Origin of the sequence: Candidatus Nitrosotalea okcheonensis (genome assembly GCF_900177045.1) — an archaeon.
GTDB lineage: Archaea > Thermoproteota > Nitrososphaeria > Nitrososphaerales > Nitrosopumilaceae > Nitrosotalea > Nitrosotalea okcheonensis.
On record NZ_LT841358.1, the window covers coordinates 1107088 to 1119915 of the forward strand.

Genomic DNA, 12828 nt, shown 5'->3' on the forward strand with positions numbered 1-12828 from the left:
TATCAGCATTTGTACTTTACTCCTAAATCATACCAGAACACAAGATGATAAAGTAGAATTTCTTATTAAGATTTAATTTAGAGAGAGGTTGTGAGTCTATGAGTAACGTGTTATTAAGATCGTTTATTGTTCTTGCTTTACTTCTGGGCAGCGTATTTACAACATATGTAGCATACCCAGTTTATGCAGATTCTGGGTTTGTAACTGTAACCGCAACTAATTCTGGGGGGCAAACGATGATTTCAGTTAGCAATAGTGCAAATAATACTGGAAATATTGTTTCATTTACTTTGCAGATAACCGGAGAAGGCTCCTTCAAATCATTCAATATACAAAATGACTGGACAGGTACAAAGACTTCACCAACTACTTTGGCATTTAGTGCAATAACTCCACTTGCACCAGGAATGACAACATCTTTTGGAATCAAGACAGATCAGCAAGCACCAACCATGACTTGGAAAACATCAGATGGTGAATCAGGTCAGATCGGGGTTCAACAGACTAGTTCCAATCAAGGAGGAGGGACTATTCAACAACCTGGCAAAAATGTTAGTAGCAATCAGAGTACTGGCAAAACATCAGCCACTAAGACAATACAACAACCACCCAAAGGCATACTTGATACGTCAACATTTAGAATCATTCCTGCTACCCCATCACCAAATTCTCACATTCGTGTAGTTGGTTTTAGTTTTTCAGCACTGACCAATCTTGATTTGTATATAGGTAATGACAAAATAGGCTCGTTTTCATCAGATGGTAACGGAAACTTTGTTACAACTGTACTTGTACCAGCATCAGAACAGCCGGGCAGTGTCAATTTTATTCTAAAGGATCAACAAAATGATCAAAAAACATTTTCTACAAATATCAAGGCGCCATCAAGTCGTAACAGTAGTCTGGTTACAAATATCCCTTTGACACTAAACGTTGATCCTATTTATCACAGAGGAGAGACAAAGACAATTAACGGCACAGATAATCCTCAAAGCACCATAACTATAACTCTGTTAGATCCAAAAGGAAATCCAATAACAACTTCAGTTGTACAATCAGATAAAGACGGAAACTATGCAATGAAGAATGTAGTGCCAACCGATAGAATTTTTGGCAAATATTCAGTCACAGCATCAGATGGAAAGAATCAGGTAACTAAACAATACAACGTTGTCACAACTCACAACATTTCAGTTGTATCATCGGCTACAAGGTACGAACCGGGACAAATAGTTATCATAAATGGCACCTCAATCTCAAATCAGATTGTGCATTTCGTAGTGACAGATCCTACCAATCAAGTCATTTATTCAAAGGATGCAAATGTTACATCAGCAGGCACAGTTTCCATGTCATATCAGTTAGATGATTCAGCCATAAAGGGAACCTATGAGGTAACCGTAACACAAGGCACTGATCTTGTGACTATTTTCTTCGGAGTAGGACAAGATGTATCTCAACCTATAACAGCAACACTAGACAAGATTAGTTACCAGAATACAGACAATCCTGTTGTAAGTATCACAGGTCCTCCATCATCAACTCTGAATCTCATCATAGTAGACCCTTCTGATACACAAAAGTTTGCAGACATTGTCAACCTAGGATCAAGTGGGCAGGCAACATATTCATTTAATTTGACTTCATATACACCTGGAATTTATTCTGCCGTAGTTTCTCATGCAGAGGAAAAAGTGCAGGTACCATTTGCAGTAGGACTTTCAACTAATACTGGAAAAATCTCACTTAGTATTGTGAAGAACTCATACTTGCCAGGGGATAACATCATAATTATTGGAACCACTGCCAATGCAAACAGCCTTCTTCAAATTTCCTTGACTGACCCTAATGGACAAATAGTAAAAACAGAACAAACATTCTCAGACAAGACGGGTCACTTTTCTTCATTTGATTTCAACCTCCCATCCACTGCAATTCCAGGAACATGGAAACTAGATGGTACTAGCGGAGTCAATCACTCATCTGTACCGTTAATTGTAAAGTCATCAAAACAAGCAATAACTATTTCTCTTGATAGGGCATCTGGTGCATACACTAGAGGGGATATTGTAACAATTTCTGGAACCGATGCAGGCGTTACTGCAGAAGTAACCATCACCATAAACGGCAATAGCACTGTTATCGATAAATTGCCCACCTCATCAACAAACCGAGGAGACTATAGTACAGCTTGGCAAGTTCCACGCAATGTCAACCCAGGAACATATACGGTTGAAGCATCCTCCGTTACAGGCAAAGCAACAATCAGCATGACAATTCAGTAGGGAATCAATTAGCAATATTTTTTACATCCAATACTTGAGAACGATTTGTGAACCTAAAGAGCAGGATAGATGAGATACCAGACTTTCCAAAAAAAGGAATTTTATTCAGAGATATCAGCCCGCTCTTAAGAGATCCATCAGCTTTATCACTTGTAATAGATGAGTTTACAAAAATAATACATCCAAACGATGTAGATGTTTTTGCAGGAATAGAATCAAGGGGATTTCCCCTGGCGTGTGCATTGGCTCTCAAATACAATAAAGGGATGATAATGATTAGGAAACAAGGAAAATTGCCAGGTGTTACTCATAAAACAACATACAACATAGAATATGGAAGTGCAACAATGGAGATTCAAACTAATGCAATAAAGAAAGGTCAAAAAGTGTACATTTGCGACGATCTGCTTGCAACTGGAGGTACTGCAAAAGCAGCTGCAAATCTAGTTGAAAAAATTGGTGGTAATGTAGCAGGTTTTGCTTTCATAATAGAATTAACTGATCTGAAAGGATCAAAATCAATCAAGGGTTACAAATACAACTCGTTGGTGAAATATTGATAGAACAGGCAGAGATAGGAATCTTTGGAGGGACTGGAATATATGATTCAGGCCTTCTTACAGAAAGCAAAGAAATTACAATAGACACGCCATTTGGTAAGACTTCAGATTCCATAACAGTTGGAATTTACAAGGGGAGAAAAGTTGCATTCATGCCAAGACATGGTAAAAAACACACCATTCCACCTCACTTGATAAACTTTAGAGCAAATATCTGGGCATTCAAAGAGATGGGAATTAAGAGAATCATAGCACCATCGGCAGTTGGAAGTCTCAGAGAGGAATTAAAACCCGGGGATGTGGTGCTTCCATCACAGTTTATAGATTTTACAAAATCAAGAAAATATACGCTTTATGAAGACACCAAAGTCATTCACATATCAGTGGCTGATCCATTTTGCCCTGAGCTTCAAAGTGTTGTTTACAATATAACAAAGAAAATGAATTTGCATGTTCATAAAGATGCTACATACATTTGCATTGAGGGGCCAAGGTTTTCAACAAGAGCAGAATCAAAATTCTATAAAAATGTAATAGGTGCAGACATTATAGGTATGACGCTAGTTCCAGAATGCCAGCTTGCACGAGAAGCCCAGATGTGTTATGTATCAATTTCCACAGTAACAGATTACGATGTATGGGCAGACAAGCCAGTTACTGCAAGGGAAGTCCTAGAAACCTTGTCTAAAAATGTAGGAACGACAAAGAACATACTGTCATTGCTTTTTGATTCAATACCAGAACAGCGCAGTTGTCTATGTCACAAGGCATTTGAAGAAGCCCAGTTCTAGCCATCTGCAAAGGATTCTTTTGTTAGTCCTTCCGGAAGAGTGATATCTCCGCGAACAAGTTTTTGCTGGAGTTCGTTTATCACTTCATCCACATCATAACCAAGGTTCACAAGACTTTTTTCCACCATCTTTGATATTTTGGCACCAATATTATGACCGCCTATTCTGCCAAAGGCTATCGCGTTGAACTTGAACTGGTGACCATCAATATTAAAAGTGCCAGTTATCTTGGCAGCTATTTGACTACCACGAACATTATTGATATGAACTTGAATATCCATGCAAGATTTAGATCTCTACTGCTTTGTTAATTGATGTTTCTATGAGAAAGCTCCAGTGCTTATCATCATCAATCTTAAAATCATTTACCCTAAGTTTTATCACTTTTTCGTCAATACATTCATGTTGAATTTCGTCATTTTGTTTTATCTTTATTAATTTCCATTTATCCTTGTGTTTTTTAAGATTGCATGAAAGTACAGCCCATTTTTGATCTGCAGATATTTTAGGCATTCCAACATAGTCTACAATGCTGTCTATTCCAAGTTGTTTTTCTTCACAGAAAATTTTCTTGCACTTGACACATCTCCATGTATCAATTGAGCCTATCGTTCTTCTCTCATAATTTAGATTTGTGACTCCATAGTATACTATTTCATGATTACAAGAAGATTCTTCGTCTGTGGACATATTTCCTCCTCCATTATCGGTTATATTTAGTTCTTGCATCATCATATGGTTTTTCTAAAACAATTGAAATGTTATCTACCAAGAGATTCTTCTTAAATGAAATATTTTCTCTTTCACACATTCTTCTATACATATTCACAACAGCAAATCTAGGATGCATTGATTCAAACTCTGTTTTCGTGATATCAATAAAGCCTCCATTTTGAATGAGACTTGTTGCTACTTGATGTGCATCATCTTCAGATATGTTCAGATCATTTGCTATGTCTTTGGCAGACATTTTGCCTTTTTTTACAACCAAGACATAAACTTTGGACTGTATTGGAGACAACCTAAGCTCTGAGACAATATTTTCCTCAACAGTATCAATATTGACACTCATTGATATTGAGACTCATAATGCCATAAATAAACATGCCAAGATTATAGCTGAAAATAAATATGGAATACAGTCAATTGTTTCATGAGATTAATCATAGGGTTAACTGGAAGTTCAGGAGTCATATATGGTGTAAGAATGCTAGAAGTTCTCAAGCAATGCAATGTCGATGTTCATTTAATCATGACAGAGTGGGCAAAGAAATGCATTGTATTAGAAACTGATTATGATTTGAAATATGTAAAATCATTAGCGGGACACTATTCAGATGATTCAAACATGGCTGCAAGTGTTTCAAGTGGAACACACAAGACAGATGGCATGATAATTATTCCCTGTACCATGAAGACACTTTCGAGCATTGCCAATGGATATGAAGAGACTCTGGTTGCCCGAGCTGCCGGAGTTACCATGAAGGAATCTCGCAAGCTGGTTCTAGTTCCAAGAGAGACTCCACTTACCAGCATTCATCTTGAAAATATGCTCAAGCTTTCAAGAATTGGAGTAATCGTATTACCAGCCATGCCAGGTTTTTACAACAGACCAAAGAACATTGATGATATTTTGAATCATGTTGTAGGAAAATGCTTGGATCAATTTGGAATTGAGCACAACCTGTTTAAAAGATGGGAAACTACCTGAGTGGAATTAGTTATCGTAGAATTATGAAATAATTGTACACTTGCTTTTGATTAAAATTCTACGAGTGTTTATATTTGGAGCATAGTTAAATCATACAGAATATCTTTGGCAAGCTACAAAAGCAGATACACTAATGACAAATCATTTGATATCATCATTCCCTTAATGGTTTTACTATTCTTGGGTGTGGTATACATGCTTTCACTTAGATCTTCACAGGGGTATGTCAATTTCATACTTATTGGAATAGCTGCTATGATCATGATCTATTGGGTAAGAGTATTAAAAAAAATGACAGTAGAGAGTACTCCACAATATACACCAAAGGAAGCAGACACAAAGAACTGGGTGTATGACCTCATAAAGGGAGAAAAGGAAATAATATTTGTAGCAGAAGTACCAGGTCCAGAGGATCAGGTAACTGTCAGATTGATTGACAAGATTCTATATGTACGAGGCTCGGGACACTTTTCAAAAGAAGTTCCAATTGAGACAACGCCAGACATGGGAATTCATGATTTCAAATACAGAAATGGTGTTCTCACCCTACGAATTAAAAAATTAGAAACTCTTTGATTCTTCTAGTTTTGCTGGAAGATATTTGTCTGTAATATTAGTAAGACCATACTTTGAGAATGCCTCAAGTTCTGCCTTTCTCTTCAACTTGAGAAAGACCTCGAGCTGTTTTTTCCAGTTTCCTTCTTGATATCTAGGATCTTTTTGAAGGTCATAGATTCGCTTTATGTCAGATTCAGTCATGGGAATTGTAGGAAGTTTATATTTTTCAATGTCAGTTGCCCAGACACCCAACCACTTGGCATCTGGTACAGTTAGTTCCCTCAAGTGAGCTGCATTTGCAGAACCAGATTTTATTACCATTGCAATGTGTTCACCATATACATCACCATCAGCCAATATAACAACAGGTAACCCCATTTCAGTGTTCAACCTTCTCAAAAGATTTCTTGTTGACCTAGGAGCTTGACCGGCAGTGTCTACAATTATAGATTTGAATTTTTTATGAACTTTTTCTTCTACGAATCTTGTAAAAAGACCGCCCTTTTCTATGGCAATTACAAGTTCTGCACTAGTATCAACAAGTTCAGCACTGCTCAAACTTGGACCTATTAAATATCCATCAGGATGATCTGACAGATTCATTCTCTTTCCTTCATATCCTGGAACAGTGTATTCTATTGTCAGGTCACCAAATACACTGCTTCGTTCTTCAGGAAATATGTGAAACTCTTCACGCGGGCTTGTGAGTACAGCTTCAAGGTCCACAATTATATTGTCAGACTCTGGCTGATCCTCAAAATCAATGCTAAATGCCTGTGATGAATAGTAAATGTCTCGCAATGTAGATGATTTTCCCTCTCGCACCAACCTGTTTACAAAGAAGGCAAGCCATGCAAGCTGTGTGTAAGAACGTAACTGGGACATGTTTCGTGAACTGCGAACAGCGTTAGCACTACCCAAAATGTATTGTCTTATTTTTTTATCATAAACAATATTGCTTACAGATCTACTTGGTATAACAAATTGTGGAAATTTTCCCTTGTCTAGATTTTCATATATGCTAAGACCCTGTTGTTCCAACATTGACAGCAATCTTTTCTTTCTTGTTTCCGTAGTCTTGGCACTAGACTTGTTCTTCAATCTCACTTCCCATCCTTATTAGTTGGTTATAATTTGGTTCTTTTTTCTTGCCAGCAAGTTCAGTAGCAAATTGTGCAATGAGTGGTACATATTTTGAATAAAGATTTGCTCGCTTTTTTGCCATGTCCGCAGCCCCTTGTCGCGACATGTGAACAGCTAGCTTTCTTGCCAAGTACTGTAACGCATTCTTTAATTCTCTTTCAAGCTCGGGCCTATCTGCTACATTTTCTTTTCCTACAGTCTTGTAAGGGATTCTAGTGGAACAAATATGTGATACTATGACAAGAGGCGGATCTCCTTTTATTTTATATCTAGTCCATTCAGTTTCGTTAACTATCTTAAGTACCACATCACTTCCCTCATCATACAAGAGTGGTATACGATTTGCGAAACGGTAAACTTTGAGCCCGTTTGGTGGGATATCCCCACCATAAGCAATACCCATTTCGACTACGAATGGAAATCCGGAATATGCAGATGCATTGCGTTGCCAAACTGCTGCAAACTCTGGGTTGAAAAACTTCATTATCCCTTTTGAGAGTGGTTCTTCCCCAAGAGGCGCCAAGCAGCTAGGATCAGGTGCAAGAAATTCCTCGAATTTTTGAAGTGCATCAGCTAGTTTTACCAATTCTTCGTTTGTCATGCTGCCTATTCTTTTGTCTGGCTTGAACTTGGCAAATTCACAGAATTTTTCAGCAGTTGTTGGTCCAACCCTCTGAAATCGTTTTGTCAAGAATGTGAGAAGTGTATCACCCTGAACAGTACTTGCAAGTTGTTTGTAATATGGACTCTCGGGGCTTAATTCCACTGCATGAGACTGTGATTCTCCAAAGTCCCAATATGTAATGGTTTTATTTGCAACATCGATATCATCGATCCTAATTTTTTGCAGCCCTTCAAAATCAATATTCAGAAATGACATGACAGAGATTACAGTTCGTACGGGTTTTGATATGTCAGACCAGCGTTTCTGTGCACGCTCTAGTATTTCTTTTGGTGGTAGATTTTTTTTCAAGCTCAATTCTTTTTTGACTTTGTCAATCATCTTATTGTCTATAGTTGGAATCTGATAATGTGTATCAGTAATCATTCTTCTAATGGTCTCAACATCAATACCATGTGGATGAGGTTTGATAACGGTGGGAGGACGAGGCATATCTTTTACAATTCTTACATAATGAAATTTTTCTCCAGCCGGATCTTCAAATGTTATTGATGCATAAGGTGTGATCAAGGAAGTTTGGTATACATAATCTCTGATTTTGGATCCTGCTTTTGAGTAATCTCCTTCAAGAACAATACTTACTGTGAGACCTGTCTTTGATCCTTCTTTTGTTGTATGTTTTTGTATGACTGGTTTGTTTTTCTGGATGTCAAGCAACATCACAAACTCATCAAGTGATTTTCCATCAGAGCAACTCTTCACAGTCACGGGTTTGTTAGTAGTGATCTGACCATAGAGTATGGCCATCGTAGCACCAAGACCAAACATACCTCTTGCTTGTTTGAGACCAAACTTGGATCCATAAAGAACAGTACCAAAAGCAAGTGGAATGTGTTCAGGATCAATTCCCGGACCATTATCTTTTACAGTCAAGATGTAGTGTTTTGGATCTGCTTGTTCTGGATTGACGGCTTTTATCGAGAGATGAATATCAGGAAGTATTTTCCGGTGGTCACATGCGTCAAGTGCATTTTCCACAAATTCTCTAACTGAAGTATAAAGCGATCTAGTGGGATTACTAAATCCTGCAAGGTCTCTATTTCTGTAAAAGAATTCGCTTGGAGATATTTGGCTAAAGACTTCTTTACTCAAGTATGTTTCCACCCTCCCAAAGTTGGAGTTTTTCTAATTTTTGTCTACGTCGTGACTCTTGGAGATCGTTGTAAACTTTTCCATGTGTGCTACCACTTGAAATAGATGTTATTGCGTTTACAGCAGATTTCAGCTGTATTCCATCGCCAATTATGGCAACAGTTCTACCATAAACAGATACTTTGGCGCCGCTTAGGTCTTCTATGTTTTTCCTAACACGACCACCCTCGCCTATTATTCTGCTCTTTATCCGCTCAATTTGGGCAGATGATTTTCCAGCAAACTGGCGCAGATCCATGATATGTAGCGAGGTTTCCTCCTGAACAAGACTCATTGCATTCTCCGCTGAGAATCCACGACCTATGGCCATTACAATTTCTTCAGCCTTAAATGGCATTATATTTTCAACGTTACCCACTCCCTTTATGACTGTCTCGCCTGTTTGACCATCAATGGTTAATGAGACAGAACAAATTTTTTCTATTTTGGTTTTTATCTTTCCAGATTTTCCAATCAGTACACCAACACGATCAACTGGAATTAGTATGATTTTCTCAAAAATCATTTTGTAACCCTCTCAAATACATCAATTGGATTGTCCACTGTAAGTCCTCTCTTAACAAAGAATTTGGTAATATTACTAATATCTCTTTCAAGAAATTCTTTTGTCTTAGGATGTCTTATATCTACTGCCGATCCAAAATCAAAAACCACAGGTCCTTTTTCTGTCTTGAAAATATTAAATTCTGAAAGATCAGCGTGTACCAGTTCTGCTTTTTGATATAGATCAGAAATGATTTCTATTGTCTTTTCATAATCTGTGTAATCCACTTCTGATTCAACCAACGTAGGTGATGGAACACCATTAGATCCTATAAATTTCATTACTAGAATATTTTTTACCACGGTAATTGGTTCTGGACATGGTATTCCAGTGTTAAAAGATTTGCTTAAATTACGGAATTCTTTTTTTGCCCACAACTCTACAAGAGATCTGGTTCCTTTTTTTATTCGTGTAAATCGGGGATCACCTATAAGATAAGGATAACGCCTCTTAAAGTTAGAGGTAGTAACAAGATAAATTTTTACAGCAAGATCTTGACCAGAAGGATCAACTGCCCAATACATTTGAGATTCTTTTCCTGCACCTACTGCTCCGTTGACATATGAGATGATGCCATTGTTTATCATTCGCGAGAGAAGCATCACAGTTGGTTTATCAAACACTGCTTCGAGTACTTTGTCTTTATCGAATATTTCCTTCTCAGTTTTTCTTGCCCTCTCTTTTCCGGCAAGTCTGAGGTTCATCTTTTTTGCAAGTTTGTCTTGCAATCCTAAATCAGATTCTTCAGGACTTGAATCTTCAGATTCATCATTTAATTCCAACGAGTCCAAGTTATGCTCCTCGTGGACTTCGTTGAACTCATCTACAGAATCTTCACTCATACTGATTTTACTCCTAGTAACAATACAGTTTGTAATACAAACCTTGTAAAATCGATTGCTGTCAGAAATCTTGCGGCAATAGTCCCTTTTGTTTTAACATATCAACTTGTGACAGGGTATATCTCCAAGTAATGTCTCCGCGATCATCAGATTTGAAATCCCATGGAGCGATTGTTACAACATCATTATCCCTTATCCAGATTTTTCTCTTCAGTTTTCCTCTAATTCTACCCATTCGGGTCTTGTCATCAGTGCATCTTACAAGTATATGATCACTGCCCAAAAGTTTTACAACTCTTCCCAATAGTTCACCTTCTCCAGGTAATTGCATTTCCTTCAATTCACTTTCGTTTAGTACTTTTCGCTTACCCAAAATTCTCAGACAATGATGTATTCAGTATGTATATAATCGTTGTATTTTCAAAATTTGAAAACAATAAGAAAAGGAACACCCTCAATTTCTTTCACACCTTTTGCAGATCCTATCCCTATTTTTATTGAAAGATCAATTGTTTTTTTACCAACCATGTTGATTATTGAAGAAGTTCGCAGAAGAGATTCTGCTTCTTTTTCGTCGATTATACGGTCTCCATAGTAACTCTTGGTAATGGTTATATCTAGATCAGATTGCCTAACTGTTCTACCAACTAATTCTGCATCACAGATATTTAGCATCCTATTGCTTTTTTGATTCACTATCTTAACTGCGAAATTCATTTACGCATATTGACCCTTTAGAGGGGATCTTGCTCCGCATGCTTCACACTTGAGAAGTGTCACTCTATTTTCTTTTTCAACCCTTGTATCTGGACTTTTACAAGTGGGGCATTCAACATATTCCTTGAGATATCTATTCAAAAGTGCTGAAAATTCATGAGGATCTTTTTTGCCCACAAAGACTGCTTTGTCTCCTCCAAACTGTGCAGGTGTTGCAAACTCTTTTGATAGATATTGTAAAAGTTTTTCAGGATCTCTTCGTAGTATTTTTGGAAATTCTGAAAAATTTCTGAAAAATGTTCTATTTCCTTGCCACATGATATCTACTTTGGGAAGTTCAAATCTTGATGTAGAGCTAGTCTTAGTCTGAGACACTTTATCTTGGATGTTCTTTAGTAATTTTTCGTATTCGGCTTTTGTCAACTATTTCAGTATGAGAATAGCCACCTATATGGATTTACATGATAAATTTGCTACTTGACACATATAATGTATGATTAGTCATGAAAACTTGTTCTAAATTGCTAATTCTGTTTTTTAGTGAAAATATAATGTGTTTTTACAAATTTGTGTCAATTGTACACTAGCCTCTAAGTTTTGGCATACCCTTGAATTCAGGCAATACTTGAATGAGTTTTGTTTACCAGCCCTCTAAATACGCCCATCATCATTTCATGTTCTTTTTTTCTATCCCTCATATCTTGTGTCCCTTTAAATAATTCAATTAGCATTTTGGCGTTTAGTTCAAGATCCACATCTTCAAGGAACTTTGCTCCACCCCTTATTACATCAGCGGCGTTGACCATCATCTCTATGGTATCCAGATCAATCGGATTTTTTTCTAGTTTTTGTAGACAATTAAAGATGAGTCTAGTCAATCTTGAGCATTCTTCAAGGAACAGGTTTTTGTGCATCTCAATGAGGGTCATACCATAGTACCGTACTTTCCCCATTTAAGGTGATCGTTATGTATAAAATTCCCATATATGGATAATAACGTCATTTAGTATCACAATAATTATACCAAGAACTTATCCATACGTCCCGGACATAATAATCAATTGCCGCGAAAAGAATACAAAACAATCACCGTAAAAACAGAGGCTTTTCAGAAATTCGTAAAAGCCACAAGAGATGCGAAAAAGAATGATCCATCCATGGATAATAGTACATTCCTAAATTCACTCATAACAAAATACCAGAAAAACAGGAGATTGTCCTGATTGAGGACAGATGACTCTGTTACATCATGGTCAAGATAAAGATAAACATGTCAATTGGTGAACTAATGATTGAATTTACTGATACCTCAGACTTGGAAAATCAATTAAAAAACATTGATCTTGTAAAGATAGAATCACTGCTTGCAACAAAAATTCATTGTCATCCACATACAAAAGAATTCACACAGGCAACCCCAATGGATACGCAAATTATAGAACTTGGTACCGTGAATCTATTGAGGGTATCAGAGGGAGGTCAAGATGCTACAAAACTTGCCATATTCTTGTCTGCAAACAAAATGAACCCAGAAGATGTCAAAAAGATAACAGGCATAACAATACGGAGTTGATACTATGTCAATAATAGAAAACCAAAACACCCCATCACTTTTAGAAATGTGGAAGTTCATTGATAAAAATCTGAATCCAATAGGAATTACACTAGACAAGGCAAGTTTGGATCATGTACAGATTTTTAGATTGTATATAGAGTTACGAAATTTAGATAAAACATTCAGAGATTCAATACAGGTACACGTGTTAAAAAATGAACTTGCGTATTCTTTGTTATCTACCTTGATAAATTAGAATATGACGCATCATAATTAAAAAATATAGAG

19 protein-coding genes are annotated in these 12828 nt (G+C 37.0%); 8 read left to right on the forward strand and 11 right to left on the reverse strand.

Annotated elements, in window-relative coordinates; all coding sequences use genetic code 11:
- The first annotated feature begins 98 nt into the window (after nt 1-98).
- From BQ3481_RS06550 to BQ3481_RS06560, 3 genes are read left to right on the forward strand one after another with little or no spacing between them, the layout of a single operon-like run.
- On the forward strand, nt 99-2285 hold the full coding sequence (locus BQ3481_RS06550; RefSeq protein WP_157927555.1) for a hypothetical protein: 2187 nt from the start codon (nt 99-101) through the stop codon (nt 2283-2285).
- Nucleotides 2286-2332: 47 nt separating this feature from the next.
- Nucleotides 2333-2845 (forward strand): adenine phosphoribosyltransferase, encoded by a 513-nt coding sequence (locus BQ3481_RS06555; protein WP_157927556.1) that lies wholly within the window; start codon nt 2333-2335, stop codon nt 2843-2845.
- The gene (locus BQ3481_RS06560; protein WP_394336735.1) at nt 2839-3636 is read left to right on the forward strand and encodes an S-methyl-5'-thioadenosine phosphorylase; all 798 of its coding nucleotides are present in this window, start codon (nt 2839-2841) and stop codon (nt 3634-3636) included. Before BQ3481_RS06555 ends, BQ3481_RS06560 begins: the two co-directional genes overlap by 7 nt.
- On the opposite strand, the gene BQ3481_RS06565 is transcribed toward BQ3481_RS06560, so the two are convergent.
- Genes BQ3481_RS06565 through BQ3481_RS06575 form a run of 3 tightly spaced genes read right to left on the reverse strand, consistent with a single transcriptional unit; the run spans nt 3633 to nt 4708 of the window.
- Nucleotides 3633-3917 carry a hypothetical protein gene (locus BQ3481_RS06565; RefSeq protein ID WP_157927558.1) on the reverse strand — a complete coding sequence of 95 codons (285 nt, stop codon included), beginning with the start codon at nt 3915-3917 and terminating at the stop codon, nt 3633-3635. The two genes, BQ3481_RS06560 and BQ3481_RS06565, sit on opposite strands and share 4 nt — an antisense overlap.
- Nucleotides 3918-3924: 7 nt before the next feature.
- On the reverse strand, nt 3925-4326 hold the full coding sequence (locus tag BQ3481_RS06570) for a hypothetical protein (RefSeq protein WP_157927559.1): 402 nt from the start codon (nt 4324-4326) through the stop codon (nt 3925-3927).
- 13 nt (nt 4327-4339) lie between these two features.
- Nucleotides 4340-4708, reverse strand: coding sequence for a helix-turn-helix domain-containing protein (locus BQ3481_RS06575; protein ID WP_231911750.1), 369 nt, complete (start codon nt 4706-4708; stop codon nt 4340-4342).
- Nucleotides 4709-4789: 81 nt separating this feature from the next.
- Here BQ3481_RS06575 and BQ3481_RS06580 point away from each other — a divergent pair, with 81 nt between their 5' ends.
- Nucleotides 4790-5347: a UbiX family flavin prenyltransferase gene (locus BQ3481_RS06580; protein WP_157927560.1), complete on the forward strand. Its 558-nt coding sequence runs from the start codon at nt 4790-4792 to the stop codon at nt 5345-5347.
- Nucleotides 5348-5542: 195 nt separating this feature from the next.
- The gene (locus BQ3481_RS06585; protein ID WP_231911751.1) at nt 5543-5923 is read left to right on the forward strand and encodes an Hsp20/alpha crystallin family protein; all 381 of its coding nucleotides are present in this window, start codon (nt 5543-5545) and stop codon (nt 5921-5923) included.
- Here the strand turns inward: BQ3481_RS06585 and BQ3481_RS06590 are convergent.
- From BQ3481_RS06590 to BQ3481_RS06625, 8 genes are all read right to left on the reverse strand, one after another.
- Nucleotides 5909-6949 carry a DNA topoisomerase IV subunit A gene (locus BQ3481_RS06590; RefSeq protein ID WP_231911902.1) on the reverse strand — a complete coding sequence of 347 codons (1041 nt, stop codon included), beginning with the start codon at nt 6947-6949 and terminating at the stop codon, nt 5909-5911. The two genes, BQ3481_RS06585 and BQ3481_RS06590, sit on opposite strands and share 15 nt — an antisense overlap.
- A 40-nt stretch (nt 6950-6989) precedes the next feature.
- Complete coding sequence (locus BQ3481_RS06595) at nt 6990-8822, reverse strand: DNA topoisomerase VI subunit B (protein ID WP_157927563.1); 1833 nt, start codon at nt 8820-8822, stop codon at nt 6990-6992.
- The gene (locus tag BQ3481_RS06600) at nt 8815-9387 is read right to left on the reverse strand and encodes a KH domain-containing protein (protein ID WP_157927564.1); all 573 of its coding nucleotides are present in this window, start codon (nt 9385-9387) and stop codon (nt 8815-8817) included. The genes BQ3481_RS06595 and BQ3481_RS06600 overlap by 8 nt, the downstream gene beginning before the upstream one ends.
- A complete protein-coding gene (locus BQ3481_RS06605) occupies nt 9384-10268 on the reverse strand; it encodes a serine protein kinase RIO (protein WP_157927565.1) in 885 nt (294 codons plus the stop codon). The genes BQ3481_RS06600 and BQ3481_RS06605 overlap by 4 nt, the downstream gene beginning before the upstream one ends.
- 61 nt (nt 10269-10329) lie before the next feature.
- Nucleotides 10330-10641 carry a translation initiation factor eIF-1A gene (gene eif1A / locus BQ3481_RS06610; protein ID WP_157927566.1) on the reverse strand — a complete coding sequence of 104 codons (312 nt, stop codon included), beginning with the start codon at nt 10639-10641 and terminating at the stop codon, nt 10330-10332.
- Between the two features lie 47 nt (nt 10642-10688).
- Nucleotides 10689-10985, reverse strand: a complete 297-nt coding sequence (locus BQ3481_RS06615; RefSeq protein WP_157927567.1) for a DUF424 domain-containing protein — start codon at nt 10983-10985, stop codon at nt 10689-10691.
- Nucleotides 10986-11408 carry a translation initiation factor IF-2 subunit beta gene (locus BQ3481_RS06620; protein WP_157927568.1) on the reverse strand — a complete coding sequence of 141 codons (423 nt, stop codon included), beginning with the start codon at nt 11406-11408 and terminating at the stop codon, nt 10986-10988.
- Between the two features lie 191 nt (nt 11409-11599).
- Nucleotides 11600-11914 (reverse strand): hypothetical protein, encoded by a 315-nt coding sequence (locus tag BQ3481_RS06625; RefSeq protein WP_157927569.1) that lies wholly within the window; start codon nt 11912-11914, stop codon nt 11600-11602.
- A gap of 132 nt (nt 11915-12046) precedes the next feature.
- On the opposite strand from BQ3481_RS06625, the gene BQ3481_RS06630 reads away from it, so the two are divergent.
- From BQ3481_RS06630 to BQ3481_RS06640, 3 genes are read left to right on the forward strand one after another with little or no spacing between them, the layout of a single operon-like run.
- On the forward strand, nt 12047-12208 hold the full coding sequence (locus tag BQ3481_RS06630; protein WP_157927570.1) for a hypothetical protein: 162 nt from the start codon (nt 12047-12049) through the stop codon (nt 12206-12208).
- Between the two features lie 26 nt (nt 12209-12234).
- A complete protein-coding gene (locus BQ3481_RS06635; RefSeq protein ID WP_157927571.1) occupies nt 12235-12558 on the forward strand; it encodes a hypothetical protein in 324 nt (107 codons plus the stop codon).
- A gap of 4 nt (nt 12559-12562) precedes the next feature.
- A complete protein-coding gene (locus BQ3481_RS06640) occupies nt 12563-12796 on the forward strand; it encodes a hypothetical protein (protein ID WP_157927572.1) in 234 nt (77 codons plus the stop codon).
- Nucleotides 12797-12828 lie beyond the last annotated feature (32 nt).

Coding starts and splice junctions, on each gene's coding strand:
- BQ3481_RS06640 (WP_157927572.1), top strand. CDS start 12,563: ATGTCAATAATAGAAAACCAAAACACCCCATCACTTTTAGAAATGTGG.
- BQ3481_RS06565 (WP_157927558.1), bottom strand. CDS start 3,917: ATGGATATTCAAGTTCATATCAATAATGTTCGTGGTAGTCAAATAGCT.
- BQ3481_RS06590 (WP_231911902.1), bottom strand. CDS start 6,949: ATGTTGGAACAACAGGGTCTTAGCATATATGAAAATCTAGACAAGGGA.
- BQ3481_RS06580 (WP_157927560.1), top strand. CDS start 4,790: ATGAGATTAATCATAGGGTTAACTGGAAGTTCAGGAGTCATATATGGT.
- BQ3481_RS06585 (WP_231911751.1), top strand. CDS start 5,543: ATGCTTTCACTTAGATCTTCACAGGGGTATGTCAATTTCATACTTATT.
- BQ3481_RS06570 (WP_157927559.1), bottom strand. CDS start 4,326: ATGTCCACAGACGAAGAATCTTCTTGTAATCATGAAATAGTATACTAT.
- BQ3481_RS06635 (WP_157927571.1), top strand. CDS start 12,235: ATGGTCAAGATAAAGATAAACATGTCAATTGGTGAACTAATGATTGAA.
- BQ3481_RS06600 (WP_157927564.1), bottom strand. CDS start 9,387: ATGATTTTTGAGAAAATCATACTAATTCCAGTTGATCGTGTTGGTGTA.
- BQ3481_RS06615 (WP_157927567.1), bottom strand. CDS start 10,985: ATGAATTTCGCAGTTAAGATAGTGAATCAAAAAAGCAATAGGATGCTA.
- BQ3481_RS06605 (WP_157927565.1), bottom strand. CDS start 10,268: ATGAGTGAAGATTCTGTAGATGAGTTCAACGAAGTCCACGAGGAGCAT.
- BQ3481_RS06550 (WP_157927555.1), top strand. CDS start 99: ATGAGTAACGTGTTATTAAGATCGTTTATTGTTCTTGCTTTACTTCTG.
- BQ3481_RS06575 (WP_231911750.1), bottom strand. CDS start 4,708: ATGAGTGTCAATATTGATACTGTTGAGGAAAATATTGTCTCAGAGCTT.
- BQ3481_RS06625 (WP_157927569.1), bottom strand. CDS start 11,914: ATGACCCTCATTGAGATGCACAAAAACCTGTTCCTTGAAGAATGCTCA.